We start from the raw sequence: 25,291 nt of genomic DNA, 5'->3' as shown, positions 1-25,291 counted from the left end.
GGGTCGGATCCCTTTCCGCAGGAAAGGGCTCTGACCCCGGCAACGGATGCAAACGGAACGGGCGCCTTCGGGCGCCCGTTCTGCGTTTGCGGACTCACGCAAATGATCCGTGCGGCAGTGCGCTCAGAATTCGAAGTTGACCGGAATCCTGGCCAGGCTGACGTCGGGCGGATCACTGCGCTTGCTGCTGAACGTCCAGGCCGAGGCCGCGTTGATGGCTGCCTCGTCCAGCGCCGGATGGCCACTGGACTCGGCGATGATCCTTCCCGTCACCCGGCCCTCGCGGTTGATCACCACCAGGATCACGGTGGTGCCCTTCAGGCCCTGCTTGTAGGCCTCCTGCGGGTATCTCGGCGGAGGCGACGACAGCGGCCACCAATCGACCGGCGGAGCATCCGGCGGGTCGGTGTCCACCAGGCAGCGCTGCGGTACACGGATGCCCAGGCGGGTCTCCTGCTTCGGGTCCACTTCCAGGGCAATGCCGCGACAGTTGCCCGCCAGCGCGGACAGGAACATGGCCTGCCGCAGCATCGCGTGGACACTCGACGCCACGCCGGTGAAACGACACTGGTCACCCTTGCGGTGCGAGGCCATCGACACCATGCCGGCATCGATCAGCTCGCCCACGGCCTTGCCTCGCGTGCAGCGTCCGTCATCGGCCAGTGCCGGTCCGGCGGCCAACATCATTCCGGCAAGCAGGCCTGCCGCGATCATCCGCTGATATGCCACTCCATTCCCCTGTGCTGCGTCCTGTTGCCCCCAGTCTGCCACGTCGGTGCAGACGGCGGCAGCTCGGTCATGCCCGTTGGCTCATCCACGCATGGCGTGGATCTACTGGGGGGCGGATGGCGTGGATCTAGCGGGGGCGGAGGATCAGTAGATCCACGCCATGCGTGGATGCTCTCCGACAGTAGCCTCGGTCAAGGCAACGCGACCCGCGCGCGCTACGATGCCCCCATGACCCCCGCCATCAACCTGCTCAAGCGCGAGAAGATCGCCCACACCGTGCGCAGCTACGTTCACGACGCACACGCCGAGTCCTACGGTGGCGAAGCCGTGGAGAAGCTGGGCCTGGACCCGGCGCAGGTGTTCAAGACCCTGCTGGCCAGCACCGACACCCACGAGCTGCTGGTAGCGATCGTGCCGGTGGCCGGGCAGCTGGACCTGAAGGCGCTGGCCGAAGCCGCCGACTGCAAGAAGTGCGAGATGGCCGCCGCCGATGCCGCCCAGCGTGCCACCGGCTACCTGGTCGGCGGCATCAGCCCACTCGGGCAGAAGAAGCGCCTGCGCAGTTTCCTCGATGCCAGCGCGCAGTCGCTGCCGACGCTGCACGTCAGCGCCGGCCGCCGTGGCCTGGAAGTGGAACTGGCCCCGGCCGACCTGCTGCGGCTGACCGCAGGGCACTACGCGCCCATCGGGAAGGCCCGTTGATGTCCGCGGCCGATGCCCTGCTGCAGGACCTGCTGAGTGGCGATGCCACGCGTATCCATGCCTCAGCCAGCCGGGTCGCAGTGACCTTCGATCCCGCGCTGCTGGATGCACTGGCGCCGCATGCCGACCGCATCGAACACGCTTGCGCCGGGGTCACGCTGGGCGGTGCGCTGCTGGCCAACCAGGTGCATCTGCAGTCTGCGCTGAAACGCCTGCGCTACTGGCAGGCGCAGGCCGGCTGCCTGTGCGCGCTTACGCCGACGTATCTGTTCTTCGACCCGCGCAGACTGATCGAACAGGGGCAGATGCAGTTGCTCTCAGTAGGCGACGCCGATGACGGCTGGGGCGAATGCCACCACGTTGCCTGCACGCAGTGTGGTCAGCACTGGCAGGCGACCGACCGCGAATACCATTACCCGTGGTGGGAGTGGAAAGCTGATTGACGAAGGGGTCAGATCCCTTTCCACCGGAAAGGGCTCTGACCCCTCCCAATGGATCACGGCCGCCAGTTGGCGTTGTTCTCCCAGAACTGCACGGCGCGCTGGTAGGCCTCGCGGTCCAGCGGCACGCCGGAACCGCCCTCCTCCACGCCCAGTGCATTGCGCATCATGGTGATCGGCGCCATCGGCACTTCCTCCGGCTCGGCGGTGTAGATGCAGCCGACGATGCCCCAGTCCGCGTCGATCGGCGAGCCTTCCTTGGCCAGCTGCTCGGCGCTGTACAGGATCACCACAAGGTAGTTCGCGCGCGGCGATTCGACGCCCTCGAACCAGCGCACCAGCACCGGCAGCTCCTCGCGGTTGCGCGCTTCGTAGCCGCTGCGCAGCAGGTGGCGGTTGGCCTCGGTGACCGGCACGGTCAGGCAGCGCGTGCTGGTCCAGTTCTCGTAGACGAACAGCTTGCAGAACGGCGCGTAGCCGTCGAGCACCTTCAGCGGTGCTTGCGCGTTGAGGTGTGCCTGGAACTGCTCTGCGCTGACATCCTGGATGGTGTTGGCGCGCGGCACGCGCGGGAACAGGCGGGGACGGGCGAACTCAGTGAGGACGATGGACATGGCGTACACGGGCGGGAACAGGTCATCAGGGTAACGGCCGATGCGCTTGAAGTCTGCTTCACATTTGACGGCCACAGTGCGCGTACATCTCCCGGAGAGTCCTGTATGAACCGCTTCCACCGCCCTCTGCTGTCCGGCCTGCTGGCCCTCCTTCTCCCCGCTGCCTTGTCCATCCCTTCCCTATCTGCCGCATCACCGCGGGTGCTGCTCGTGGTCAGCAGCGAAGGCCGGGACCAGGGCAAGACCCGTCCGGGCTTCGAGATGGACGAATTCGCGCAGGCCTGGCTGATCCTCAAGCAGAACGGCTTCGACATTGATGTGGCAAGTCCGCGAGGTGGCGCCGTCGAGGCTGACAAGTACAACCCCTCCGAGGCTTTCAATGCCGCCGTCCTTGCCGATCCGCAGGCCATGGGCAAGCTGGCCGCGACCGTGCCCACCGCACGACTGCGTGCCAGCGACTACCAGGGCGTCCTGGTGATCGGCGGCAAGGGCGCCATGTTCGATCTTCCCGTCGACACCGCCCTGCACGCCACGATTGCCGGCATCTGGCAGCAGGGCGGGTTGGTCGCGGCGGTGTGCCATGGCCCAGCCGCGCTGGCAGGTGTTCGCCTTCCCGATGGCCGGGCGATGGTGGATGGCCGCGCCATGACCGGTTTCACGGAAGAGGAAGAAGCCCTGTTTGGCAAACGCTGGGCGAAGGAATTCGCGTTCCAGCTTGAACCGCGCATGCGCGAGCTGGGAGCACGCTGGCAGGAGGCACCGCTGATGATGCCGAAAGTCGTGGTCGATGGACGCCTGCTGACTGGCCAGAACCCGTTCTCGACCGCCGCGCTAGCCGATGCCTTCGTGCGCGCCAGCGGACGCGTGCCACTGGCGCGCCAGGCATGGCGCGACGAGCGCAGCATGGCGCTGGTGGAGCAGCACCTGCAGCAGCGCGATGGACAGGCGGCACGAGAACTGGCGCAGCGCCCTTCCGACCATCACGTGGAGTTGATCGGCATGCTGGGCTTCTACCAGCTGAAGGGCGCCAAGGATGCCAGCGCCATCACCGACGCGCTGTCCATCATGCAGTTGGCCAGCCCGCATATGGACGAACCGAGGCTGCAGGTCGCGATGGCAGAAGCCCACTGGCGCCTGGGACGGACCGAACTGGCCCGTTCGCAGATACTGGCTGTGCTGGAAAAGCAGCCCGGACTGGACGAAGCTAACGCTCTCCTGGCCCGCATGCAGCCCTGACCATGGACGCCGAGCGCCTGCGCCTGCTGTTGATTGAAGACAACCTGCCGTTGGCCTCGGCCATCATCGACATGCTGCAGGCGCATGGCCATCTGGTCGATTTTGCCGCTGAAGGTCACCTCGGGCTGCAGTTGGCACTGGCTTCACCGCCGGATGTATTGCTGCTCGATATCGGGTTGCCCGGCATCGATGGCACGACCGTCTGCCATCGGCTGCGCGAGCGAAGCGATCGGCACGTCCCGGTGCTGATGCTGACCGCACGGGATGCGATCGGCGACAAGCTGCAGGGCTTCGCTGCGGGCGCAGATGACTATCTGGTCAAGCCCTTCGACGACGCCGAACTGCTCGCCCGCTGTCTCGCCCTCGCCCGCCGCCATCGCGTGGGTCAACCGAACCTCCTGCAGGTTGGACCGTTGAGCATCGACCGCCGCAGCGGCCAGGCCAGGCGTGCAGGAATGCTTCTGGAACTGGCACAGGTCCCGCAGAGCATCCTGCTCATGCTGGCCGAGGCCTGGCCGCGAACGGTCACGCGCAGCGAGCTCGTTCAACGCCTGTGGGGTGATGAGGCACCGCCTTCCGATCCGCTGCGATCGCACCTGTATCTGTTGCGGCAGGCACTGGACAGGCCGTTTGAAGGCGAGATGCTGCGAACCGTCCACGGTGTCGGCTTCCGTCTGGAAGCCTCGCCATGAGGCCGCGGCCAACCCAGCGCCTGCGCCGCCGACTGGTGATCACATTCACCGCCTTCGCGCTGTTTACCGCCATGGTGTTCGGCACCTATTCGCTGGTATTCATGTACGTGGTGGAAGACAGCATCTTCAACGCCCAGCTGGACCGTGAAGCGCGGGCCCAGCTTGCCCGCCACGCGCACGAAGGGGACTGGGGGACGCCTGCCGACGCCGCCATCCAGCTGCATGACTCACCTTCGACCTTCCCTGACGATCTACGCAGCGAGTTCGCAAAGGAACCCTGGCGCTCGGAGTTCGCAGGCGTCGATGGGCGGCACTACCATCTCAAGCGGATCGATCCTCCGGCCGGCGCCCCGCCTGCGTGGCTCGTGTCGGAAGTCAGCGCGCAACTGGTGGTCCGACCGATCCGCGACCGGGTTGTCATGCTGCTGGCCGGCACGGCACTGCTGGTCTTGATCGCGGCGATTGCTCTTGGCATGTGGCTCGCCCATCGCAGCACGCGCTCGCTCTACGTGCTGGTCGAAGAGGTTGAAGCGCTGCAGCCGGAACCTGGCCACGGCATGCGCCTGGCAGCACGTTTCGACGATGACGAGATTGGCGTACTCGCGCGCGCGCTCGATGGGTTGTCCGCACGCGTCGCTGCCTTCCTTGCCCGCGAACAGGCGTTCACGCGCGATGCCAGCCATGAGCTGCGTACACCTCTGAGCGTCATCTCCAGCGCGGCAGGCCAACTATCGAGCGAGCCAGCACTGTCCGAGCGTGGCCGCCAGCATGTGCAGCACATCCGCCTTTCGGCACTGCAGCTGCAGCAGGCCATCGCAGCGCTGCTGGCGCTGGCACGCGAAGAAACCGCCAGCCACGGTGCGCCGCCGGTCAAGCTGGTACCGCTGCTGGAACGGGTGATCATCGAGCAGTCTCCGTTGCTGGCCGCGCGGCCTGTCGAAGTGCGGCTGACCGTGCCCAACGAGGCCGCGCTGCGTGCGCCCGAGGCGGCCCTGCGCGTCGTCCTGGCCAATCTGGTCGGCAATGCGTTCGCGCATACCGCGCAGGGAGAGGTCCTGATTGCATGGCAGGACGGTCACCTGCTGGTGCACAACACCGCGGGTACATTGCCCTTTCTGGGCAGCTGGCCCGAACCGCGGCCCTTCGACAAGCGAGATGGCAGCGAGGGCAACGGCCTGGGCCTGGACATCATGCGGCGACTCTGCAGCCACTACGGGCTCGAGCTGGTCATCCAGCATGGCGGCGAAGGGGTCATGGCCCGTTTGACGGGTCAGCCCGCCGAGCTGTAGCAGCGGCTACAACGCCATCCGCTCGCGCAGCTCACGCGCCTGCCGCCGCGAGACTTCCACCTCGCTGCCATCATCCAGCGTCAGGTCGTAGCCATCGGCAATGCTGGGCGTAACGCTGCGGATGCGCCGCAGGTTCACCAGCGTGTTGCGGTTGGCGCGGAAGAACAGCTCGGCTGGCAGGCGTGCTTCCAGCGCGCTCAGGCTGCGGGTCAGCAGCGCGTTCTGGTCGCGGAACCACAGGCGGGTGTAATTGCCATCCACCACCAGCCGGCGGATCTCGCCCACCGCCACGAACCAGCAACGCTCGCCATCGCGCACGAACACCTGGTCCTGCGCGTTCAGGCTGCCACCTGCAACCACCGCCGGCGCGGCAGGCACCTCGTGCTGGCGCACGCGTTCCAGTGCTTCATGCAGGCGCGGCGCTTCCACCGGCTTGACCAGGTAATCCAGCGCATTGGTCTGGAAGGCACGTACCGCATAGGCATCGTAGGCGGTGACGAACACCACGGCGGGTGCCGGATCCAGGCCATCGAGCACGTCGAAGCCGGTGCCGGACGGCATCTGCACATCCAGCAGCACCAGGTCGGGTTTCAATCGTGCGATCGCCTCGCGCGCCGCCGGTACGTCATCGGCCTCGCCCACGCACTGCACCCACGGCAGCGCCGCCAGCAGCGTGCGCAGTTCCTGCCGCGCCAGCCGCGCGTCATCGACGATCAGGACATTCAGGGTCGTGCGCATTGCGGAATCTCCAGGACGGCCTGCATGCGGCCGTCCAGCGGTTGCAGATGGAAGCGGCCGCCACGGCCGAGCTGCGAGCGCAGGTAGGCCAGGCCGACGCCATGCCCGGCGGTCGTGGCATCCGTGCCGGCCGTGGCCACACCCAGCGGGTTGTCGACCTGCAGCCGCAGCAGGCCGTCGCGGCACTGCGCGCTGATACGCACCTCGCCACCGCCAGGACACACGGCGATGCCGTGCTTGATCGCATTTTCCACCAGCAGCTGCAGCGCCATCACCGGCAACCGTGCCTGCGCGGCCTCTTCACTCACGTCGATGTGCAGCTGCAGGCGCTGTTCGTAGTGCACCGCTTCAACGGCCAGGTAATCGCGCACCACGGCCAGCTCGTCGGCCAGCAGTGCCTCCTCGTTGCGCGCGTGCTCCAGCGCGTGGCGCAGCGTGCGCGACAGATCGGTGACCATCTGCCGCGCGCGCTCGGGGTCTTCGAGGATCAGCGCTCGCAGGTTGTTCAGCGCATTGAACATGAAGTGCGGATTCAAGCGCGCGCGCAGTGCATCGCGTTCCAGCGCGCTGCGCTGGGCCTCCGCCCGCAGGCGTTCGAGTTCCGCGTGGCGCGCCTGGCGCAGGCTGTGCAGGCCGGCCCACAGCGCGGTCCACAGGCCCAGCAGCAGCACGGTGTTGAGCAGATAGGCCAGCCGCGCCACCGGGCGGAAGTCACCCGCCCGGCCGCCGAAATCCACCCAGCCCAGTGCCAGCGCCGGCTGCAGCACGGCGGTCAGCAGCAGCTGCGCCAGCAGCGCGCCCAGCAGCACCGCCAGCGCAAGCCGCAGCACCAGCGCGCCGAACTCGCGCTGCCACCAGCCGCGCCGCAGGGCCAATGCGCGCACGCCTGCACTGATGCCCCACAGCAGCACGCCCAATCCGACGCTGATGAGCGTGCCACCGCTGCTGGCGCCGCCACCGAAGGTGCTGGTCATCGCCAGGCTGAGCGCGCAGAACAGCGCCCACCCGAAGGTGTTGATCAGCCAGAAGCGCAGTGTGGAAGTCGAATCGGGCATGGCGATGGCCGGAGCGGACGGAAGGATCAGCGGTGGCTGTCCAGGAATGCCTGTACCTGCCCACGCAGCCACTGCGGATCATCCCACATCAGGAAGTGGTGGCCGGTCGCGCTCAGTTCGATGCGCACGCCGGGCAGCGCGGCGTACTGCGACTGGAAGATCGCACGCGCCGAGGCTTCGGTCGCACCCATTGCCTGGTAGGACGCCCAGGCGCCGAGGACCAGCGTGGGCGAACGGATGCCGGCCACCTCGCTGCGCAGGTCGGTCACCAGCAGCGAGTACATCGCATCGGCGGTGGTGGCGCGATCGCTGTCATGGCCCCAGCGCTTCAGCTCGGGCAGGCGCGCGGTGCTGTTGGTCAACGGGGCCAGCGCCGCTTCGGCCTGCGCCTGGTAGCTGGCCGGGTCCGCGGCCAGCATCGCCGTGCGCATCTGCTCGGCCATCGGCTGCACGCTCCGTGCCGTCGCCTGCGGGTTCTGCATGCCGGCATAGAACGGCAACGAATCGACGATGACCAGCGGCCCCAGTGCGTCCGGTTCCTTCACCGCCATCTGCAGGGTCAGCACGCCGCCCAGGCTGTGGCCGATCACCGCCGGATGATCCAGTTTCTGGTCGTGCACGTAGGCCAGCAGCTGGTCGCGCATGGCCGACAGGAAATCGGCCGGTCGCGGGTCGGCGGCGCGGGCGCCGGCAAAGCCCGGCAGCTGCACCAGGTGGCACTGCACGTCCTTCAGCGCCCGACAGGTCTCGTGCCAGACCTCGGCGCTGCTGTTCAGGCCGGGGATCATCAGCAGCGGGCGGCCATGCCCGACCACTTCCACCTGCACCTTGCCGGTGCCAGCCGGGGCCGCCCCGGCGGCATGGGCAGCGCCCGAGCCGAGCACGGCCATCGCCATGCCCAGCATCGCCAGCCGGGCCAGGGCCTTCATCGCGTAGTACATCGCCAGCATCATCTTCATCGCGTACTCCTTGCAGGGACGGGTGCGTGGGGGGATGCGGCCAGCCTGGCCGCCGTGGCTGCCGGCGTGTTGCAGTAGCGGAGCAACGGCCGTGCGCCCGGGTGAACGGTCGCCCGGGGCGGACCGGTTCTTCACGTCGCGCAACTTCACATCCATCTTGATGGAGAGATATACTCAACCGCACCCGCCGCCACCGCCCGTGCCATGACCGCCATCAGCTTCGAGTTCTACCCGCCCAAGACCGATGAGCAGCGTGGCCAGCTGGACCGTGCCGCCGCCCGGCTGAAGGCGTACGCCCCCGAGTACGTGTCCTGTACGTTCGGTGCCGGTGGCTCGACCCTCAGCTACACCTCCGAGACGGTGCGCCATCTCAACCAGCACCACGGCCTGGACGCTGCGCCGCACCTGTCCTGCGTCGGCGGCACCCGCCAGGAGATCCGCGAGCTGCTCAAGCTGTACCGCGCCATCGGCTGCCGGCGCCTGGTCGCGCTGCGCGGTGACCTGCCCTCGGGCATGGGCTTCCCCGGCGACATGCGCTATGCGTCCGAACTGATCGCCTTCATCCGCGCCGAACACGGCGATGCCTTCCGCATCGAAGTGGGCGCTTACCCGGAAACCCATCCGCAGGCACCGGACGCACTGACCGACCTGAAGCACTTCAAGGCCAAGGTCGATGCAGGCGCCGATGCGGCCATCACCCAGTACTTCTACAACGCCGACGCGTACTTCCACTTCGTCGATGAAGTGCAGCGGCTGGGCGTGCAGGTGCCGATCACCCCGGGCATCATGCCGATCGCCAACTTCAGCCAGCTGCGGCGTTTCTCCGAGCAGTGCGGTGCCGAGATCCCGCGCTGGATCAGCCGCAAGATGCTGGCCTATGGCGATGACAGTGAGTCGGTGCGCGCGTTTGGTGCTGAAGTCGTGGCCAAGCTGTGCGAGCGGCTGGTCGCAGGCGGCGCACCCGGCCTGCACTTCTACACGCTGAACCTGGCCAAGCCGACGGTGTCGGTGCTGAAGCTGCTGAACGGCTGAAAGCGCACTGTGTTGTCGCGTTCAACGCTACCCTGTGGCGATGAAAGCCGTCCTGTCCCTGCTGCTGGTGCTGTTGTCCGCGGCCAGCATCGACGCCCACGCCCAATCCACGCGCTTGAACCGCTGCACCGATGCGCAGGGCCAGAGCGTCTATACCGACCGTCCCTGTGACAGCGTGGGCGCGCAGTCGCGGCGCCCGCCGCCGCCACCGGCCGGCAGCACCCTGCAGCGCGACAGCCTGGGCGCCAGCTGCCCTCGCCGCCTGAGCGAGCTGGTGCAGGCCCTGCACGACGCGGTGAACACCCAGGACGTCAACCGGCTGTCCACGCTGTACCTGTGGAGCGCGGTGTCCGATGCCGGCGCGCAGCGCATCCTCGGCCAGCTGGAATCGGTGGTGCGGCGGCCGCTGGTGGACGTGGTGCCGGTGTATCCGCAGGGGGATCAGCAGCTGCCATTGGAAGAGGGTCAGAGCCCTGCTGCGCAGGGATCCGACCCGGAGCCGGCGGCGCCACGGCATCCCATCGGCCTGCGCCTGGAACAGACCCTGCCGGGCAGTGCGGCGCGCGCCGCGACGGTGCTGGGGCTGCGGCGGCAGTACGGGTGTTTCTGGATCACGTTGTAGGGCCGCATCCACGCATGGCGTGGATCTACTGACAGCGGGCGGCCGACCCTGTGGTAGCGCCGGGCCATGCCCGGCGGAAGGCCAGAAGCACCGCGCTACCCGCCCGGCCACAGGCCGCGGATCGCGGCGATGCCCTGGCCGCCGTGGCGGCGGGCCTGGCTGACGTGGCCGGCATCCAGCCCGCCCAGCGCGTAGATCGGCAATGACACCTGCGCGCGCAGCGCGGCGAACGCCTCCCAGCCCAGCGGCGTGGCATCGGGATGGCTGGCCGTGGCCAGCACCGGGCCCAGCACGGCGAAATCGCAGCCCAGCCGCTGCGCCGCCTGCAGCTGCGCCAGGTCGTGGCAGGAGGCAGCCACCAGCTGCCCGGCTGGCAGCGGGCGTTCCTGCAGGGTCGCCAGCTGTTCGCTGCCCAGGTGAACACCGACGCCCAGGGTGCGGGCCAGTTCGATATCGCGGTTGAGCAGCCACTGCACGCCCTGGCGGTGTGCCCGCAGGGCCTGTTCGATCAACGCCTGCCGCTGCGGGTGCGCGGCCGGCAGGCGCAGCTGGATGCGCTGCTGGCCCGCGGCCACCGCCTCCTGCAGCTGGTCCTGCCAGCGCTGCGGCCCGTGCTCGCCGTCCTCCGGCGCCGGGGTGATCAGGTAACGGTCCGGTTGCCGCAGCGCGGCTACCACCGGCAGGTCGGCCGGCGGCATCGAATAGCGGCCCAGCTTGTCCGGCGCCACCCAGGTGATGGCCTGGCCCTCGCGCCCGCGCGGGGTGCCCTTCCAGCTGCGGATGTGCCGCACGTCCAGGGTCAGGTGCTTGTCCGGGTAGTGCTGCGGCACGTCCATGATCCACTCGCCGATCTCGGCCTCGATGCCGAGCTCCTCGCGCAGTTCACGCACCAGCGCCTGTTCGGACGTCTCGCCGGCCTCGCGCTTGCCGCCCGGGAATTCCCACAGGCCGGCCATGTCGCGGTTCTCGGTACGGCGGTTGAGCAGGATGCGGCCACGGGCGTCGGTGATGACGCCGGCCACGACATGGATCGATCGTTTCGGGGAAGGCATGGGGACAGGATGCCGAATCGGCAGGGCGCCGCGCAATGCCGGGCTCCGGCCCGGCGCGGCCATCGCCCCGGCCATAACGAAGAAGCCCCGCTTTCGCGGGGCTTCCTGGGGTCAGCTCAGCTGGCCGTGGCAGTGCTTGTACTTCTTGCCACTGCCGCAGGGGCACGGATCGTTGCGGCCGATCTTCGGCTCGTCACGCTGCAGCGGGTTCATCCCCTGCTGCGCGGCTTCCACCTGTGCCGCTTCCTCGTCGGCGCTGTAGCTGCCGGCGTCCTGGTGCTGGAACTGCGACTGGCTCAGGCGGGCTTCCACCTGCTGCCGTTCGGCTGCTTCCAGCGCCTGCACTTCCTCGTCGCTGCGGATGCGCACGCGGGCCAGCAGGGTCACCACTTCGCGCTTGACGTTCTCCAGCATGTCCGAGAACAGCTCGAAGGCTTCCTTCTTGTACTCCTGCTTGGGCTGCTTCTGCGCGTAACCACGCAGGTAGATGCCCTGGCGCAGGTAGTCCATGCGGGCCAGGTGTTCCTTCCAGCTCTGGTCGAGCACGGTCAGCATCACGTGCTTTTCCAGCGCACGCATGGTTTCCTCGCCCACGCCGGCTTCCTTCTCGGCGAAGTGCTGGTTGACGCGCTCCAGCACCTTGGCAGCGATGCCTTCGGCGTCCAGTTCCTCGTGCGACTTGACCATGTCCACCAGCGACATCTGCAGGCCGAAGTCCGACTCCAGGGTCGCTTCCAGGCCACGCAGGTCCCACTGCTCGTCCACCGAGTTCGGCGGCACGAAGCGGGCGACGACATCGAAGATCACGTCGTCGCGGATGCCATCGACGTTGTCCTTCACCGATTCGGCGTCCAGCAGCTCGTCGCGCTGGGCGTAGATCACCTTGCGCTGGTCGTTGTTGACGTCGTCGAAGTCCAGCAGGTTCTTGCGGATGTCGAAGTTGTGGGCCTCGACCTTGCGCTGCGCCTTTTCGATCTGGCGGCTGACCAGGCGGTCCTCGATGACGTCGTCTTCCTTCATGCCCATCATGCGCATGGCCTTCTGCACCCAGTCGGAGGCGAAGATGCGCATCAGGTTGTCTTCCAGCGACAGGTAGAAGCGGGACGAACCCGGGTCACCCTGGCGGCCCGAACGGCCACGCAGCTGGTTGTCGATACGGCGCGATTCGTGGCGCTCGGTGCCGACGATGTGCAGGCCGCCGGCGGCCTTCACCGCGTCATGGCGCTTCTGCCATTCGGCCTTGACCGCCGCCTTCTGCTCGTCGGTCGCGCCCTCGCCCAGTTCGTGGATTTCCGCTTCCAGCGAACCACCCAGCACGATGTCGGTACCACGGCCGGCCATGTTGGTGGCGATGGTCACCGCGGCCGGACGACCGGCGTTGGCGACGATGGTCGCTTCGCGGTCGTGCTGCTTGGCGTTGAGCACTTCGTGCTTCACGCCGGCCTTGCTCAAGTGCTCGGACAGCATTTCCGAGGTTTCGATCGAGGTGGTACCCACCAGCACCGGCTGGCCGCGCTTGGCGCACTCTTCGATGTCGGCCAGGACCGCATTGAACTTGCCCTTGCGGTTGAGGAACACCTGGTCCGGGCTGTCCTTGCGGATGGTCGGGCGGTTGGTCGGGATGACCACCACTTCCAGGCCATAGATGCTCTGGAATTCAAACGCTTCGGTATCGGCCGTACCGGTCATGCCGGACAGCTTCTTGTACATGCGGAACAGGTTCTGGAAGGTGATGCTTGCCAGCGTCTGGTTCTCGCGCTGGACCGGCACGCCTTCCTTCGCTTCCACGGCCTGGTGCAGGCCGTCGGACCAGCGGCGACCGGACAGGGTACGGCCGGTGAATTCGTCGACGATGACCACTTCGCCGTCGCGCACGATGTAATCCACGTCACGCTGGTAGATGGCGTGCGCGCGCAGGGCGGCGTTGAGGTGGTGGACCACGGTCAGGTTCTGCGGCGCGTACAGGCCTTCGGTCTCGCCGTCGAGGATGCCGGCTTCCACCAGCAGCTGCTCGGCGTGCTCCATGCCCGCTTCGGACAGGTGCACCTGCTTGCCCTTCTCGTCCACCCAGAAGTCGCCCTCGCCGTCTTCCGCTTCCTGCTTGACCAGGTTCGGCACGACGCGGTTGACGCGGATGTACAGCTCCGGGGAATCGTCGGCCGGGCCGGAGATGATCAGCGGGGTACGCGCTTCGTCGATCAGGATGGAGTCGACTTCGTCGACGATGGCGTAGTGCAGGCCGCGCTGGTAGCGGTCGGCCTTGGACAGCGCCATGTTGTCGCGCAGGTAGTCGAAACCGAATTCGTTGTTGGTGCCGTAGGTGATGTCCGAGGCATACGCTTCGCGCTTGTCGCTGTGCGGCATGCCCGGGTAGACCACGCCCACGCTCAGGCCCAGCCAGTTGTACAGCTTGCCCATCTGGGCGGCGTCGCGGCGGGCCAGGTAGTCGTTCACGGTGACCACGTGCACGCCCTTGCCTTCCAGCGCGTTGAGGTACACCGGCAGGGTCGCGACCAGGGTCTTGCCTTCACCGGTGCGCATTTCTGCGATCTTGCCCAGGTGAAGCACCATGCCGCCGATCAGCTGCACGTCGTAGTGGCGCATGCCCAGCACGCGGCGGCCGGCTTCGCGGCAGACCGCGAACGCTTCCGGCAACACCTTGTCCAGGGCTTCACCACCGGCGATGCGCTGCTTGAACTCCGGCGTCTTGGCCTGCAGCTGCTCGTCGGAAAGCTTCTCGATCTCCGGCTCCAGCGCATTGATCTTGGCGACGATGCGGTTGAGCTGGCGCAGCTGTCGTTCATTACGACTGCCAAATACGCGGGTAAGCAGGCTGTTGATCATTGAAGGAACCGGGTTGGATGGACACAGCGGCCCGGTCTTCCCCCTGGGGATCCGTCCGCCGCAAACGAAACAGGGCGCCTGGCGCCCTGTCGATGGCAACACCCATTGTAGCTTGGGACGACCGCGAGGGGTTTCAAGCACTGATCCGGTCACAATCGTCCCGGATCTGGCAAACCGGTAGCGCCGGGCCATGCCCGGCGGTCTCTATCGGTTCACCGCGCTGCGCGCTCGCGGGGCATGGCCCCGCGCTACCCCCAACCAGGGTTCAACCGCGGCTGATGCGGCCGACCGGGGTGTTGCCGCCGTCGCCGAGGAACTTGCGCGGGTTGACCACGTTGCCGTTTTCCCAGACCTCGAAGTGCACGTGGGCACCGGTCGAGCGGCCGGTGGAACCGGCCTTGGCCACTTCCTGGCCGGCACGAACCAGGTCACCGACCTTCACCACCAGGCGCGAATTGTGCGCGTAGCGGGTCACGTAGCCGTTGCCGTGGTCAACGTCGACCACGTTGCCGTAGCCGCCCTTCACGCCGGAGAAGCTGACCACGCCATCGGCCACGGACATCACCGGGTCGCCCACCTTGGCGTGGAAATCCATGCCCTTGTGGGTGGCGGCACCGCGTCCGAACGGATCGGCACGGGTGCCGAAGCCGGAGGTCACGTAGCTGTTGCGGATCGGCATGCGCGAGGGCACGGCGTTCTGCTGCAGCTGGTGGTCGAACATCAGCGATTCCATCACCGACAACTGGCGGCCTGAAGCAGCAAAGCGCTGCTCCAGCACCTGTAAGTCGGCGTTGACGTCCTTGACCGGGATGTCCGAGGTCGGGCCGCCGGCATCGCCGTCACCCAGACCGGGGATCTCGTTGAAGTCGAACTCGCCGTCTTCCAGCTTGCCCATCTGGGTCAGGCGCTCGCCGAGGGCGTTCAGGCGGGTGGCCTGTGCCTGCAGCTCGCCCAGGCGGGCGGCCAGGGCGTTGACCTGGGTCTGCGCATCGCGCTGGACCTTGGCCAGTTCAGCTTCCTGGCGGTCGACCTTGGCCTGCAGGCGCGAATCATTGAGCGCGCTGGCGCCAATGCCGCCGGCAAGGCCGATAATGCAGCCTACCCCGAGCACGCTGCCCAGCAGGGCGCGGGGGCGGTCCTCGAAATAGAACCGCAGACGCGCGATCGGCGATTTGGCCTGCCCTTCACGCGTTTTGATTACGATCTTTTTGAATGCCATCAGTGAGTTTTCATGTCTGAGCCGAAATCCAGCGTTCGTCCCGCGTCCAGGCCGAAACCGGCACTGGATGCAGTGATGGCGGACAAAAGCGGGAACCCTCTGCGCCGTGCCTTGTGGCTCGATGCGCTGGACCGTCAGTTGCGCCCCCAGTTACCGCCCGCGTTGCGCAACCGTTGCCGGCTGGCCAATGTGGACGGGGAACACCTCGTTTTTCTCGTCGAATCACCGGTCTGGCATGCCAAGTTGCGGCTTGCCGAAGCCCAGTTGCTCGACGCGGCCCGGTCCATCGGGCTGAAGGCCACCAAGGTGACCATCAAGACTGCGTCTCCCACTCCCACGCGCTCCCCAGCGCACGACAACCGGAATGGCCCCCACGCAGTTTCAGCCGCCACGCACAAAGGGCTACGCGACGCCTTGGCGGCCCTGCAGGATGCCCCGGTCAAACCGAAGCAAGGGTCCTGAGGACAACGGAGCATCCAGCTCCGATCCCCGTCGCGCGTGTCACCGCAGCGTGAAACATTTTCGGGGGCCGGGTCGCATCCTAGCCGTCCCGGGTGGTCGAGTCGTTAGATTGTTGTTAAATAATCGTTATATTCAGGCTTCAAAGCGGTCAGGTTCACAAAACCGTGATCCGCAGCCGACCGTCGCTTTACGCGCTGCGCCATTCAGCCAGCCCTGCCCGGAAACGACAACGCCGCCCTGGAAGGCGGCGTTTTCTTCTTGCATTTCAACAACCTGGAACGGTCAGGCGTAGGCCGGCACGGCGTACACCACCGGATCTTCGGCGGTCGGCGACTCGTAGGTCACCCATTCCCAGGCGGTGGCATCGGCCATCAGCGCCCGCACCAGCTTGTTGTTGAGTGCGTGGCCGGACTTGAAGCCCTCGTAGGCGCCCAGCACCTGGCCACCGGCCAGATAGAGGTCACCGATCGCATCGAGGATCTTGTGGCGCACGAATTCGTCGGCGTAGCGCAGGCCGTCTTCGTTGAGCACGCGGAACTCGTCCAGCACGATGGCGTTGTCCATCGAACCGCCCAGGCCCAGGTTGCGCTCGCGCATGTACTCCAGGTCGCGCATGAAGCCGAAGGTGCGCGCGCGGGAGATTTCCTTGGTGTAGGCCATCGTCGAGAACTCGATTTCCTGGCGCGACTGCTTGGCCGGGATCATCGGGTGGTCGAACTGGATGGTGAAGCCCAGCTTGTAACCCTCGTATGGGGTGAAGCGGGCGACCTTGTCGCCCTCGGTCACTTCCACGGTCTTCAGCACGCGGATGAAGCGCTTGGGCGCGTCCTGTTCCACGATGCCCGCCGACTGCAGCAGGAACACGAACGGGCCGGACGAACCGTCCATGATCGGCAGCTCGGCCGAGGACAGTTCGACGATGATGTTGTCCACACCCAGGCCGGCCAGTGCCGACATCAGGTGTTCGACGGTCTGGATCTTGGCGTCGTTGCAGGTCAGGCCGGTGCACAGGGTCACTTCGGTGACCAGTTCGGCCTTGGCCGGCACTTCCACCACCGGGTCCAGATCCACGCGCCGGAACACGATGCCATGGTTGACCGGTGCCGGGCGCAGGGTCATGTAGACCTTGTCACCGCTGTGCAGGCCAACGCCGGTGGCGCGGATCGTGTTCTTGAGGGTGCGTTGCTGGATCATGGGGGTAGACCGGAAGTGACACGCTAGATTAACACGCACGTCCCCATACCCCGGCTGAAACACCCCTGGAGGCTGCCGGTGGGACACGCGTGAAGCAAGGCGGCCGGGCCCATCCTGGCCCGGCGCCCGCATTTTCTGGACATGGTGGCGCAACCCGGGGGGGACAAGCCCCGGGCAGCTCCGCTTAGTCCGCCTGGCGGCGCAGGAAGGCCGGGATGTCCAGGTAATCGTTCGGCAGTTCAGCCGACGCCGGGGCCGAAGAGGCCGGTGCCGACGGGGTCGACGCGGCCACGCTGTCGCTGCTGGCACGACGCAGGCCCAGACCCATGCCGCCGACGGCCTTGGACACGGCGTCGCCACCGTTGTCGAAGTCGCCGAATTCCGGCTGGCCGGTGGTCGCGTTGCGCACCAGCTTGATCGGCGCGCGTTCGCCCGGGCGCTGGCTCTTGCTGGCCGACACGCGGTTCAGGCCGGTGGCCACCACGGTCACGCGCACTTCGTCCTGCATGTCCGGGTCGAGCACGGTACCCACCACCACGGTGGCGTCTTCCGAAGCGAAGCCATCGATGGTGCGGCCGATCTCGTCGAACTCGGCCATGGTGAAGTCGGCACCGGCGGTGATGTTGACCAGGATGCCGTTGGCACCGGCCAGGTTCACATCGTCCAGCAGCGGGTTCTGGATGGCGGCTTCGGCAGCGGCCTGCGCGCGGTCATCGCCACGTGCGGTGCCGGTACCCATCATCGCCAGGCCCATTTCGGACATGACGGTGCGCACGTCGGCGAAGTCGACGTTGATCAGGCCCGGACGCACGATCAGGTCGGCGATGCCCTGCACGGCGCCCTGCAGCACGTCGTTGGCGGCACGGAAGGCCTGGATCATGGTGGCGTTGCGGCCCAGCACGGTGATCAGCTTCTCGTTCGGGATGGTGATCAGCGAGTCGCAGTGCTGGCTCAGCTCTTCGATGCCCTTCAGCGCGACCTGCATGCGGCGACGGCCTTCGAACGGGAACGGCTTGGTGACCACGGCCACGGTCAGGATGCCCATTTCCTTGGCCAGCTGTGCCACCACCGGTGCAGCGCCGGTGCCGGTGCCGCCGCCCATGCCGGCGGTGATGAACACCATGTCCGCGCCCTGCAGGGCGTCCATGATGCGCTCACGGTCTTCCAGAGCAGCCTGGCGGCCGACTTCCGGGTTCGCGCCTGCGCCCAGGCCCTTGGTCACGTTGGTACCCAGCTGCAGCTGCAGCTTGGCACCGCAATTCTTGATGGCCTGCGAGTCGGTGTTGGCGGTGATGAATTCCACACCATCCACTGCCGAGTTGACCATGTGCGCCACGGCATTGCCGCCGCCGCCGCCCACGCCAACCACCTTGATCACCGCATTGGGTGCCATCTTTTCGATCAGTTCAAAATGCGCCATGTCCGTGTCCTCGTTGTATCCGCTTGTCGGTGGCATGGGCGTTCAGGCCTCCTGCCTTTTCGCGTCATGTTGCCGATGCGGCTGTGTGGGTTGTGTGTTGCGTTGTTGCGTCGTGTTGCCGGTATTGCAACCGGGCGGACCCGGGTGATGCAGGTTCCGCGTCAGAATTCGCCGCGGAACCAGGTCTTGAGTTTCTTGAACATGCTGCCCGCGCGTCCGGTCGGCAGCGACGGCCGGCGCGGATGCTCGTTCTGGCTGCCCATCAGCAGCAGGCCCACGCCGGTGGCATGCACCGGGTTGCCCACCACTTCGCCGAGGCCGGTGACGTGCTGCGGAATACCCACGCGCACCGGCATCTGCAGCATTTCCTCGGCCAGTTCGACCACGCCTTCCATCTTCGAAGCACCACCGGTCAGCACCAGGCCGGCGCGCACCAGTTCCTCGAAACCGGAGCGGCGCAGTTCGGCCTGCACCATCTCGAAGATCTCTTCGTAACGGCCCTGCACTGCCTGCGCCAGCGAATGGCGCGGCATGCGGCGCGGCGGACGGTCGCCCACCGACGGCACCTGGATGCTTTCCTCGGCGGTGGCCAGCTGGGCCAGGGCGCAGGCGTAGCGCACCTTGATCTGCTCGGCTTCCGGGGTCGGCGTGCGCAGCATGTGCGCGATGTCGTTGGTCACGTGGTCGCCGGCGATCGGCAGCGACGCGGTGTGGCAGATCGCACCCTGCACGAACACGGCGATGTCGGTGGTGCCGGCGCCCATGTCGACCAGCACCACGCCCAGTTCCTTTTCGTCGGCGGTCAGCACCGCCACGCTGGAGGCCAGCGAGGACAGCACCAGGTCGTCCACCTGCAGGCCGCAGCGCTGCACGCACTTGCTGATGTTGGCCGCCGCGGACTGCGCGCAGACCACCAGGTGGGCATGCACTTCCAGGCGCACGCCGGTCATGCCGACCGGGTTGCGGATGCCTTCCTGCGAATCGTCCAGCACGTACTCGCGCGGGATCGCATGCAGGATCTTCTGGTCAGCCGGGATCGCCACCGCCTTGGCCGCATCCAGCACGCGATCCAGGTCACCCCAGGTCACTTCGCCGTCGCGGATCGGCACGATGCCGGGCGAGTTCTTGCACTGCACGTGGTTGCCGGAAATGGAGGCGTACACCGAGCGGATCTCGCAGCCGGCCATCAGCTCGGCTTCTTCCACCGCACGCTGGATCGACTGCACGGTCGATTCGATGTCCACCACCACGCCGCGCTTGAGGCCGCGCGATTCGTGCGAGCCGATGCCGATCACTTCGATCGGGTTGCCCGGCGAATACTCGCCCACCAGCGCCACCACCTTGGAGGTGCCGATATCCAGGCCGACGATCAGCGATTTGTCACCCTTGCGATTCATGTCCTTTCCTGCGTTCGTTTGGCCGGGGTCGCGGGTGCGCCGGCCGGCGTGGCCGGCGTTCCCCAGCTCAGGGTGAAACCATTGGTGTATCGGAGGTCGGCGCGCTCGATCGGCGCAGCCTGGTTGGCCAGCTGCGGCAGCACGCGCACGAAGCGCTGCAGGCGCGAGCGGGCATCGTCACGGCCGACCACCACTTCGGTGCCATTGCTCAGCAGCAGCGACCAGCTGCCGCGTGCATCCATGGTCAGGCGGCGCACGTCCACACCGGCCGGTGCGAACAGCGCGCGCGCATCGTTGTACAGCTTCACCACTTCTTCGGTCTGGCTGTCCGGGCCATCCAGCTCGGGCAGCTGCAGGTCGGCCAGTTTCTTCGGCGTGGGGAACAGCTTGCCCTGCTCGGAAAGCAGGCGGCCTTCGCCCCAGCGTGCGAACGGCTTGTGCTCGACCAGGGTCACTTCCAGCACGTCCGGCCACTGCTTGCGCACCTGCGCGCTTTCCACCCACGGCAGCTTTTCCAGGGCGTCCTGCGCATCCTGCAGCTTGACCGCGAAGAAGCCCGCATGTGCGTACGGCAGCAGCACCTGCTGCAGCTGTTCCGGCGGCACCCGCTTGAACTCACCGTGCACGCGCAGCTTCGCCAGCGGCCAGCGCTCAGCGCCGACCCAGCCATTGACCACGGCCACCACCGGCAGTGCAACCACCGACAGGGCCAACAGCCAGACGAAGATGCGCAGCACCGCGTTCATGCGTGCGATGCCTCCAGGGTCTGTTCCAGCACGCGCCACACCAGTTCCTCGAAACCGATGCCGGCCTGTGCCGCGGCCTTGGGCACCAGCGAGTGGCTGGTCATGCCCGGCGCGGTGTTCACTTCCAGCAGGAAGAAACGGCCGCTGGTGCGGTCACGCATCACGTCCACGCGGCCCCAGCCACGGCAGCCGGCGGCGCGGAACGCGGCCAGGGCGATGCGGCGGATTTCTTCTTCGTCTGCCCCGTCCAGGCCCGGGCACAGGTACTGGGTGTCCTCGGCGATGTACTTGGCGTTGTAGTCGTACCACTGGCCCTTGGGCACGATGCGGATCGACGGCATCGCGACATCACCGAGGATGGCCACGGTCAGTTCGTCGCCCACCACCATCTGTTCCATCAGCAGCTGGCCGTCGTAGCGCGCGGCCAGGGCCACCGCTTCGTCCAGGCCGGCGTCGTCGGTCACCCGGCTGATGCCCACGCTGGAACCTTCGTTGGCCGGCTTGACCACCACCGGCAGGCCGAGCTCGGCCGCGTTGGCGTGCACGTTCTCCGCGGTCACCTTGCGGTACTGCGGGGTCGGCAGGCCCAGCGACAGCCACACCTGCTTGGTGCGGATCTTGTCCATGCTCAGCGCCGAGCCCAGCACGTCCGAACCGGTGTACGGCACGCCGAAGGCGTCCATCAGGCCCTGCACGATGCCGTCCTCACCGCCACCGTTGTGGCCGTGCAGGATGTTGAACACGCGGTCGACGCCGCCGGCGGCCAGCGCCTTGGCCAGCGCCGGAATGCCATCCACGGCGAACGCATCGACGCCGCGCGACTGCAGGGCTTCGAGCACGTTGCGGCCCGAATCCAGCGACACCTCGCGTTCGCTGGAACTGCCACCGAGCAGCACCGCGACGCGGCCGAACACGGCCGGGGCGGTGGCGCGCAGCGGCGGGAAGGTCAGCGTGCTCACGCCTGGCCCTCCGCCTTGAAACCTTCCACGGCGATCTGGCTGGCGACGGCGCCGATGTCACCGGCACCCATCATCAGCAGCAGGTCACCGTCCTGCAGCACGTCCGGCAGCACGCTGGCAAGCTCGGCGGCCTTGCCCACCACCACCGGCTCGCTGCGGCCGCGCGCACGGATGGCGCGGGCCAGGGCATGCGAATCGGCACCGGCAATCGGCTCCTCGCCGGCCGGGTAGACCTCGCTCAGCACCAGCGCATCGACGCTGGACAGCACGGCAGCGAACTTGTCGAACTGGTCGCGGGTACGGCTGTAGCGGTGCGGCTGGAAGGCCACCACCAGACGCTTGTCGGCCCAGCCACCGCGCGCGGCGGCGAACACCGCTTCCAGCTCGCTCGGGTGATGGCCGTAGTCGTCGATGATGCGCACCTTGGCGCCACTGGCCGTGGTCACTTCCCCCAGGTCGTTGAAGCGGCGGCCGACGCCGGCGAAGCTTTCCAGCGCGCGGGCGATCGCATCCGGGGCCACGCCCAGCTGCCAGCCCACCGCCGCAGCGGCCAGTGCGTTCAACACGTTGTGCTTGCCCGGCAGGGCCAGCACGACTTCCTGGCTGGTGCCCTGCGGCAGGCGCAGGGTGAAGCGCATGCGCGACCCTTCCTGCACCACGTTCTCGGCGCGCACGTCGGCCTGCGGGCTCATGCCGTAGCTCATCACGTGGCGCGGGGTCTTGGCGGCCAGCGCGGCCACTTCCGGGTCGTCGATGCACAGCACGGCCAGGCCGTAGAACGGCAGGCGCTGCAGGAACTCGGCGAACGCCGCCTGCACACGGGCAAAGTCGTTGCCGTAGTTTTCCAGGTGGTCGGCATCGATGTTCGTGATGATCGACATCAGCGGGTTCAGGCGCAGGAAGCTGCCGTCGCTTTCGTCGGCCTCGGCCACCAGCCACTGGCCACCGCCCAGCTTGGCGTTGGCACCGGCGGCCAGCAGCTGGCCACCGATCACGAACGTCGGGTCCAGGCCACCTTCGCTCAGCACCGCCGCGGTCAGGCTGGTGGTGGTGGTCTTGCCGTGCGTGCCGGCCACGGCGATGCCGCGGCGGAAGCGCATCAGCTCGGCCAGCATCGCCGCGCGCGGCATGATCGGAATGCGCTGGCTGCGCGCTTCCATCAGTTCCGGGTTGTCTTCGCGGATGGCGCTGGAGACCACCACGCAGTCGGTGCCCAGCACGTTGGCGGCCGAGTGGCCACGCATGATGCGTGCACCCAGGCCGGCCAGGCGGCGGGTGGCCGCGTTGTCGGCGTTGTCCGAACCGGACACTTCATAGCCCAGCGTCAGCATCACTTCGGCAATGCCGCTCATGCCGGTACCGCCGATGCCGACGAAATGCACGCGCGGGAACGCGCGCACCAGGTCGTTGGTGTCGTGCAGGCGGCGGATCATGCGCGGCCTCGCGCGTGGCAGGCGCAGTAGCGGGCCTTCTTCATACAGCTTCCTCGAGAATGATATCGGCGATGCGCTCGGCGGCATCGACCTTGGCCAGGGCACGCGCGGCTTGCGCCATCTGCATGCGGCGGGCGGGATTTTCGGACAGTTCGCGCAGCAGTGCGGCAATGCCGTCGGCCAGCGTTCCATCCTGCTTCAGCAACACGGCCGCATCGCGCTCGACCAGGTACTCCGCATTGCGGGTCTGGTGATCGTCGACGGCAGCGGGGAACGGCACCAGCACGCTGCCCACGCCCACCGCGCACAGCTCGGCCAGGGTGGACGCGCCGGCACGGCACACCACCAGGTCAGCCCAGGCGAAGGCATCGGCCATGTCGGCGATGAACGGGGTGATCTCAGCCTGCACGCCAGCCTCGGCATAGGCCTGCACGGCTTCGCCATGCAGCTTCTCGCCGCTCTGGTGGCGCACCTGTACCTGCACGGTGCCTGCCAGCGCGGCAATCGCCTGCGGCACGCCGGTGTTGAGCGCGCGTGCGCCCTGGCTGCCGCCCACCACCAGCAGGCGCAGCGGCCCCTGGCGATCGGCGAAGCGCTGTTCCGGCGGCGCGATGGCGGCGATTTCCGCGCGCACCGGGTTGCCGACGAACTCTTCGCGCTTGGCGAAGGTGCCCGGGAAACCGGTCAGCAGGCGGCGCGCGTAGCGCGACAGGATGCGGTTGGTCATGCCCGGCGCACGGTTCTGTTCGTGCACCAGCAGCGGCAGGCCGTGCAGGCGGGTGGCGATGCCACCGGGGCCGGAGGCGAAGCCACCGAAGGCGACCACGGCGCGCGGCTGGCGCTTGCGGATGATCATGCCGGCCGCACGCAGCGCGCGCATCAGCCGCCACGGTGCACCCAGCAGGGCCAGCTTGCCCTTGCCGCGCAGGCCGGTGATGGCCAGGGTGTCGACCGGGATGTCGTGCTGCGGCACCAGGCGGGTTTCCATCGCGCCGTCGGCGCCCATCCAGGTAACCGGCACGCCACGCTGGCGCAGCACGCGGGCCACGGCCAGGCCGGGGAAGATGTGGCCACCGGTACCGCCGGCCAGGATCATCACCGGGCGGGCGTTGGTGTTGTTCGTGGAGGCAGTGCTCATGACAGCCTCCCGAAGGTCGGTTCGATGCGCGACTGCAGGCGGCTGGTGCCACGTGCAGCGGTCGGCGCAGCGGCAGCCACCGGTTCGGCAGCCTTCGGCGCGCTGGTGGCAGCGGCCGGTGCAGCCGGTTCAGCCAGGGGCGCACCCGCGGCCTCTTCGCCACCGCCGATGCGCACGGCCTGGCGGCGCTCGGCGCGCTTCAGTTCATAGGACACGCGCAGCAGCAGGCCCATCGCCACGCAGGTCATCAGCACCGACGAACCGCCCGAGGAGATCAGCGGCAGGGTCAGGCCCTTGGTCGGCAGGATGCCCAGGTTCACGCCGATCGAGACGAAGGTCTGCATGCTGATCCACAGGCCGATGCCGAAGGCGATGTAGCCGGAGAAGTGGCGCTTCATTTCCACGCAGCGCATGCCCAGCCAGAAGGTGCGGCCGACCAGCAGCGCGTACAGGGCGACGATGGTGCAGGTGCCCAGGAAGCCGAATTCCTCGGCGGTGACCGAGAAGATGAAGTCGGTATGCGCTTCGGGCAGGTAGTACAGCTTCTGCACCGAGTTGCCCAGGCCGACGCCGGTCCACTCGCCACGGCCCACGGCCATCAGCGCGTTGGACAGCTGGTAGCCGTCACCCTGCTGGTCGGCCCACGGGTCGAGGAAGGAGGTGATGCGGCGCATGCGGTACGGCTCGATGATCGCCAGCGCGCTCATGCCGACCAGGCCGATGATCACCGGCATCGACATGCGCGGCATGTTCACCCCGCCCAGCACCAGCATGCCGGCGGTGATCGCCAGCAGCAGGGTGGACGAACCGAAGTCGGGCTGCAGCAGCAGCAGCACGACCAGCGCACCGGCCACGCCCAGCGGCTTGAGCATCGCCGGCCAGGTCGCATTGACCTCGTCGCGGAAACGCACCAGGTAGCTGGACAGCCAGACGATGTAGAGCACCTTCACCGCTTCGACCGTCTGGAACTTGGAAATGCCCAGGTTGATCCAGCGGCGCGCGCCGTTGACCGTGCTGCCCAGGCCCGGCGTGAACACCGCCAGCAGCAGCACGAAGCAGCCCAGCAGCAGGATCTGGTTGTACTGCTCGATCGACTTCAGCTCGGTGCGGGCGGCCACGACCGCCAGCACGATGCCCACCGCCAGGAAGATCAGGTGGCGGTTGAGGTAGTAGAACGGGCTGCTCATCAGTGCGATCGAGCTGGACGCCACCATCACCACGCCAATGCCCGTGAGCGCGATAATCGCGCCCAGCAGCCACTTGTCGTAGCTGCCTTCGATGGCTTCGAGGCGTGTTGCCTGGCGGGACAGGTCGTTCAT

The 25,291-nt window shown here is 67.5% G+C and carries 25 protein-coding genes; 8 read left to right on the top strand and 17 right to left on the bottom strand.

Features of this window, described 5'->3' with window-relative positions:
• Positions 1–123 precede the first annotated feature (123 nt).
• Positions 124–684, bottom strand: coding sequence for an energy transducer TonB (locus tag IAE56_RS03495; protein WP_159097474.1), 561 nt, complete (start codon positions 682–684; stop codon positions 124–126).
• Positions 685–957: 273 nt separating this feature from the next.
• Here IAE56_RS03495 and ybaK point away from each other — a divergent pair, with 273 nt between their 5' ends.
• Together ybaK and IAE56_RS03485 are read left to right on the top strand one after the other, a co-directional pair.
• Positions 958–1,431 carry a Cys-tRNA(Pro) deacylase gene (gene ybaK / locus IAE56_RS03490; protein WP_200751475.1) on the top strand — a complete coding sequence of 158 codons (474 nt, stop codon included), beginning with the start codon at positions 958–960 and terminating at the stop codon, positions 1,429–1,431.
• Positions 1,431–1,874: a hypothetical protein gene (locus IAE56_RS03485; protein WP_200751474.1), complete on the top strand. Its 444-nt coding sequence runs from the start codon at positions 1,431–1,433 to the stop codon at positions 1,872–1,874. The genes ybaK and IAE56_RS03485 overlap by 1 nt, the downstream gene beginning before the upstream one ends.
• Before the next feature lie 53 nt (positions 1,875–1,927).
• On the opposite strand, the gene IAE56_RS03480 is transcribed toward IAE56_RS03485, so the two are convergent.
• Positions 1,928–2,485: a DUF3228 family protein gene (locus IAE56_RS03480; RefSeq protein WP_108770611.1), complete on the bottom strand. Its 558-nt coding sequence runs from the start codon at positions 2,483–2,485 to the stop codon at positions 1,928–1,930.
• 105 nt (positions 2,486–2,590) lie between these two features.
• Here IAE56_RS03480 and IAE56_RS03475 point away from each other — a divergent pair, with 105 nt between their 5' ends.
• The 3 genes from IAE56_RS03475 to IAE56_RS03465 are packed head-to-tail and all read left to right on the top strand — an operon-like array spanning position 2,591 to position 5,702.
• The gene (locus IAE56_RS03475; RefSeq protein WP_200751473.1) at positions 2,591–3,721 is read left to right on the top strand and encodes a type 1 glutamine amidotransferase domain-containing protein; all 1,131 of its coding nucleotides are present in this window, start codon (positions 2,591–2,593) and stop codon (positions 3,719–3,721) included.
• Positions 3,722–3,723: 2 nt separating this feature from the next.
• Entirely contained in the window at positions 3,724–4,413 is a 690-nt protein-coding gene (locus tag IAE56_RS03470; protein WP_200751472.1) for a response regulator transcription factor, read from the top strand.
• Positions 4,410–5,702 carry a HAMP domain-containing sensor histidine kinase gene (locus IAE56_RS03465; RefSeq protein WP_200751471.1) on the top strand — a complete coding sequence of 431 codons (1,293 nt, stop codon included), beginning with the start codon at positions 4,410–4,412 and terminating at the stop codon, positions 5,700–5,702. The genes IAE56_RS03470 and IAE56_RS03465 overlap by 4 nt, the downstream gene beginning before the upstream one ends.
• A 6-nt stretch (positions 5,703–5,708) precedes the next feature.
• On the opposite strand, the gene IAE56_RS03460 is transcribed toward IAE56_RS03465, so the two are convergent.
• The 3 genes from IAE56_RS03460 to IAE56_RS03450 are packed head-to-tail and all read right to left on the bottom strand — an operon-like array spanning position 5,709 to position 8,454.
• On the bottom strand, positions 5,709–6,440 hold the full coding sequence (locus IAE56_RS03460) for a LytTR family DNA-binding domain-containing protein (protein ID WP_200751470.1): 732 nt from the start codon (positions 6,438–6,440) through the stop codon (positions 5,709–5,711).
• Positions 6,425–7,495, bottom strand: a complete 1,071-nt coding sequence (locus IAE56_RS03455; RefSeq protein WP_200751469.1) for a histidine kinase — start codon at positions 7,493–7,495, stop codon at positions 6,425–6,427. Before IAE56_RS03455 ends, IAE56_RS03460 begins: the two co-directional genes overlap by 16 nt.
• Positions 7,496–7,521: 26 nt before the next feature.
• Complete coding sequence (locus tag IAE56_RS03450) at positions 7,522–8,454, bottom strand: alpha/beta hydrolase (RefSeq protein WP_200751468.1); 933 nt, start codon at positions 8,452–8,454, stop codon at positions 7,522–7,524.
• A 204-nt stretch (positions 8,455–8,658) separates the two neighbouring features.
• Between IAE56_RS03450 and metF the strand changes: the two genes are divergently transcribed.
• The gene (metF, locus tag IAE56_RS03445; protein WP_200751467.1) at positions 8,659–9,486 is read left to right on the top strand and encodes a methylenetetrahydrofolate reductase [NAD(P)H]; all 828 of its coding nucleotides are present in this window, start codon (positions 8,659–8,661) and stop codon (positions 9,484–9,486) included.
• A 40-nt stretch (positions 9,487–9,526) separates the two neighbouring features.
• Positions 9,527–10,108, top strand: a complete 582-nt coding sequence (locus tag IAE56_RS03440) for a DUF4124 domain-containing protein (RefSeq protein ID WP_200751466.1) — start codon at positions 9,527–9,529, stop codon at positions 10,106–10,108.
• A gap of 95 nt (positions 10,109–10,203) precedes the next feature.
• On the opposite strand, the gene IAE56_RS03435 is transcribed toward IAE56_RS03440, so the two are convergent.
• The 3 genes from IAE56_RS03435 to IAE56_RS03425 form a co-directional block, all read right to left on the bottom strand.
• The gene (locus tag IAE56_RS03435; protein ID WP_200751465.1) at positions 10,204–11,160 is read right to left on the bottom strand and encodes a Nudix family hydrolase; all 957 of its coding nucleotides are present in this window, start codon (positions 11,158–11,160) and stop codon (positions 10,204–10,206) included.
• A gap of 111 nt (positions 11,161–11,271) precedes the next feature.
• The gene (secA, locus tag IAE56_RS03430) at positions 11,272–14,004 is read right to left on the bottom strand and encodes a preprotein translocase subunit SecA (protein ID WP_200751464.1); all 2,733 of its coding nucleotides are present in this window, start codon (positions 14,002–14,004) and stop codon (positions 11,272–11,274) included.
• 265 nt (positions 14,005–14,269) lie between these two features.
• Positions 14,270–15,223, bottom strand: a complete 954-nt coding sequence (locus tag IAE56_RS03425) for a M23 family metallopeptidase (RefSeq protein WP_200751463.1) — start codon at positions 15,221–15,223, stop codon at positions 14,270–14,272.
• A gap of 12 nt (positions 15,224–15,235) precedes the next feature.
• On the opposite strand from IAE56_RS03425, the gene IAE56_RS03420 reads away from it, so the two are divergent.
• Positions 15,236–15,685, top strand: coding sequence for a DUF721 domain-containing protein (locus IAE56_RS03420; RefSeq protein WP_108767755.1), 450 nt, complete (start codon positions 15,236–15,238; stop codon positions 15,683–15,685).
• 132 nt (positions 15,686–15,817) lie between these two features.
• Here the strand turns inward: IAE56_RS03420 and IAE56_RS21215 are convergent, their stop codons facing one another.
• From IAE56_RS21215 to ftsW, 9 genes are all read right to left on the bottom strand, one after another.
• Positions 15,818–15,949 (bottom strand): hypothetical protein, encoded by a 132-nt coding sequence (locus tag IAE56_RS21215; RefSeq protein ID WP_267912555.1) that lies wholly within the window; start codon positions 15,947–15,949, stop codon positions 15,818–15,820.
• A gap of 18 nt (positions 15,950–15,967) precedes the next feature.
• Positions 15,968–16,879, bottom strand: coding sequence for a UDP-3-O-acyl-N-acetylglucosamine deacetylase (gene lpxC / locus IAE56_RS03415; RefSeq protein WP_079220636.1), 912 nt, complete (start codon positions 16,877–16,879; stop codon positions 15,968–15,970).
• 184 nt (positions 16,880–17,063) lie between these two features.
• Positions 17,064–18,299 (bottom strand): cell division protein FtsZ, encoded by a 1,236-nt coding sequence (gene ftsZ, locus IAE56_RS03410; RefSeq protein ID WP_079220635.1) that lies wholly within the window; start codon positions 18,297–18,299, stop codon positions 17,064–17,066.
• A gap of 161 nt (positions 18,300–18,460) precedes the next feature.
• Entirely contained in the window at positions 18,461–19,696 is a 1,236-nt protein-coding gene (ftsA, locus tag IAE56_RS03405; RefSeq protein WP_079220634.1) for a cell division protein FtsA, read from the bottom strand.
• A complete protein-coding gene (locus IAE56_RS03400) occupies positions 19,693–20,442 on the bottom strand; it encodes a cell division protein FtsQ/DivIB (protein ID WP_200751462.1) in 750 nt (249 codons plus the stop codon). The genes ftsA and IAE56_RS03400 overlap by 4 nt, the downstream gene beginning before the upstream one ends.
• A complete protein-coding gene (locus IAE56_RS03395; RefSeq protein ID WP_200751461.1) occupies positions 20,439–21,401 on the bottom strand; it encodes a D-alanine--D-alanine ligase in 963 nt (320 codons plus the stop codon). The genes IAE56_RS03400 and IAE56_RS03395 overlap by 4 nt, the downstream gene beginning before the upstream one ends.
• The gene (gene murC / locus IAE56_RS03390) at positions 21,398–22,834 is read right to left on the bottom strand and encodes a UDP-N-acetylmuramate--L-alanine ligase (RefSeq protein ID WP_200751460.1); all 1,437 of its coding nucleotides are present in this window, start codon (positions 22,832–22,834) and stop codon (positions 21,398–21,400) included. The genes IAE56_RS03395 and murC overlap by 4 nt, the downstream gene beginning before the upstream one ends.
• 40 nt (positions 22,835–22,874) lie before the next feature.
• Positions 22,875–23,972, bottom strand: a complete 1,098-nt coding sequence (gene murG / locus IAE56_RS03385; protein WP_200751459.1) for an undecaprenyldiphospho-muramoylpentapeptide beta-N-acetylglucosaminyltransferase — start codon at positions 23,970–23,972, stop codon at positions 22,875–22,877.
• Positions 23,969–25,291: a putative lipid II flippase FtsW gene (gene ftsW, locus IAE56_RS03380; protein WP_200751458.1), complete on the bottom strand. Its 1,323-nt coding sequence runs from the start codon at positions 25,289–25,291 to the stop codon at positions 23,969–23,971. The genes murG and ftsW overlap by 4 nt, the downstream gene beginning before the upstream one ends.

It is taken from the genome of Stenotrophomonas sp. S41, assembly GCF_016624625.1.
Lineage (GTDB): Bacteria > Pseudomonadota > Gammaproteobacteria > Xanthomonadales > Xanthomonadaceae > Stenotrophomonas.
This window is presented reverse-complemented; position numbering and strand designations above follow the sequence as displayed.

Bases quoted from the DNA above. Each gene is read 5' to 3' on its own strand.
- IAE56_RS03495 (WP_159097474.1), bottom strand. From the start codon at position 684: ATGTTGGCCGCCGGACCGGCACTGGCCGATGACGGACGCTGCACGCGA.
- IAE56_RS03420 (WP_108767755.1), top strand. From the start codon at position 15,236: ATGTCTGAGCCGAAATCCAGCGTTCGTCCCGCGTCCAGGCCGAAACCG.
- IAE56_RS03475 (WP_200751473.1), top strand. From the start codon at position 2,591: ATGAACCGCTTCCACCGCCCTCTGCTGTCCGGCCTGCTGGCCCTCCTT.
- IAE56_RS03440 (WP_200751466.1), top strand. From the start codon at position 9,527: ATGAAAGCCGTCCTGTCCCTGCTGCTGGTGCTGTTGTCCGCGGCCAGC.
- IAE56_RS03450 (WP_200751468.1), bottom strand. From the start codon at position 8,454: ATGAAGATGATGCTGGCGATGTACTACGCGATGAAGGCCCTGGCCCGG.
- murC (WP_200751460.1), bottom strand. From the start codon at position 22,834: ATGATCCGCCGCCTGCACGACACCAACGACCTGGTGCGCGCGTTCCCG.
- IAE56_RS03435 (WP_200751465.1), bottom strand. From the start codon at position 11,160: ATGCCTTCCCCGAAACGATCGATCCATGTCGTGGCCGGCGTCATCACC.
- IAE56_RS03465 (WP_200751471.1), top strand. From the start codon at position 4,410: ATGAGGCCGCGGCCAACCCAGCGCCTGCGCCGCCGACTGGTGATCACA.
- IAE56_RS03455 (WP_200751469.1), bottom strand. From the start codon at position 7,495: ATGCCCGATTCGACTTCCACACTGCGCTTCTGGCTGATCAACACCTTC.
- secA (WP_200751464.1), bottom strand. From the start codon at position 14,004: ATGATCAACAGCCTGCTTACCCGCGTATTTGGCAGTCGTAATGAACGA.
- metF (WP_200751467.1), top strand. From the start codon at position 8,659: ATGACCGCCATCAGCTTCGAGTTCTACCCGCCCAAGACCGATGAGCAG.
- IAE56_RS03480 (WP_108770611.1), bottom strand. From the start codon at position 2,485: ATGTCCATCGTCCTCACTGAGTTCGCCCGTCCCCGCCTGTTCCCGCGC.
- IAE56_RS03425 (WP_200751463.1), bottom strand. From the start codon at position 15,223: ATGGCATTCAAAAAGATCGTAATCAAAACGCGTGAAGGGCAGGCCAAA.
- lpxC (WP_079220636.1), bottom strand. From the start codon at position 16,879: ATGATCCAGCAACGCACCCTCAAGAACACGATCCGCGCCACCGGCGTT.
- murG (WP_200751459.1), bottom strand. From the start codon at position 23,972: ATGAGCACTGCCTCCACGAACAACACCAACGCCCGCCCGGTGATGATC.
- IAE56_RS21215 (WP_267912555.1), bottom strand. From the start codon at position 15,949: ATGCAAGAAGAAAACGCCGCCTTCCAGGGCGGCGTTGTCGTTTCCGGG.
- ftsW (WP_200751458.1), bottom strand. From the start codon at position 25,291: ATGAACGACCTGTCCCGCCAGGCAACACGCCTCGAAGCCATCGAAGGC.
- ftsZ (WP_079220635.1), bottom strand. From the start codon at position 18,299: ATGGCGCATTTTGAACTGATCGAAAAGATGGCACCCAATGCGGTGATC.
- ybaK (WP_200751475.1), top strand. From the start codon at position 958: ATGACCCCCGCCATCAACCTGCTCAAGCGCGAGAAGATCGCCCACACC.
- IAE56_RS03460 (WP_200751470.1), bottom strand. From the start codon at position 6,440: ATGCGCACGACCCTGAATGTCCTGATCGTCGATGACGCGCGGCTGGCG.
- ftsA (WP_079220634.1), bottom strand. From the start codon at position 19,696: ATGAATCGCAAGGGTGACAAATCGCTGATCGTCGGCCTGGATATCGGC.
- IAE56_RS03485 (WP_200751474.1), top strand. From the start codon at position 1,431: ATGTCCGCGGCCGATGCCCTGCTGCAGGACCTGCTGAGTGGCGATGCC.
- IAE56_RS03400 (WP_200751462.1), bottom strand. From the start codon at position 20,442: ATGAACGCGGTGCTGCGCATCTTCGTCTGGCTGTTGGCCCTGTCGGTG.
- IAE56_RS03470 (WP_200751472.1), top strand. From the start codon at position 3,724: ATGGACGCCGAGCGCCTGCGCCTGCTGTTGATTGAAGACAACCTGCCG.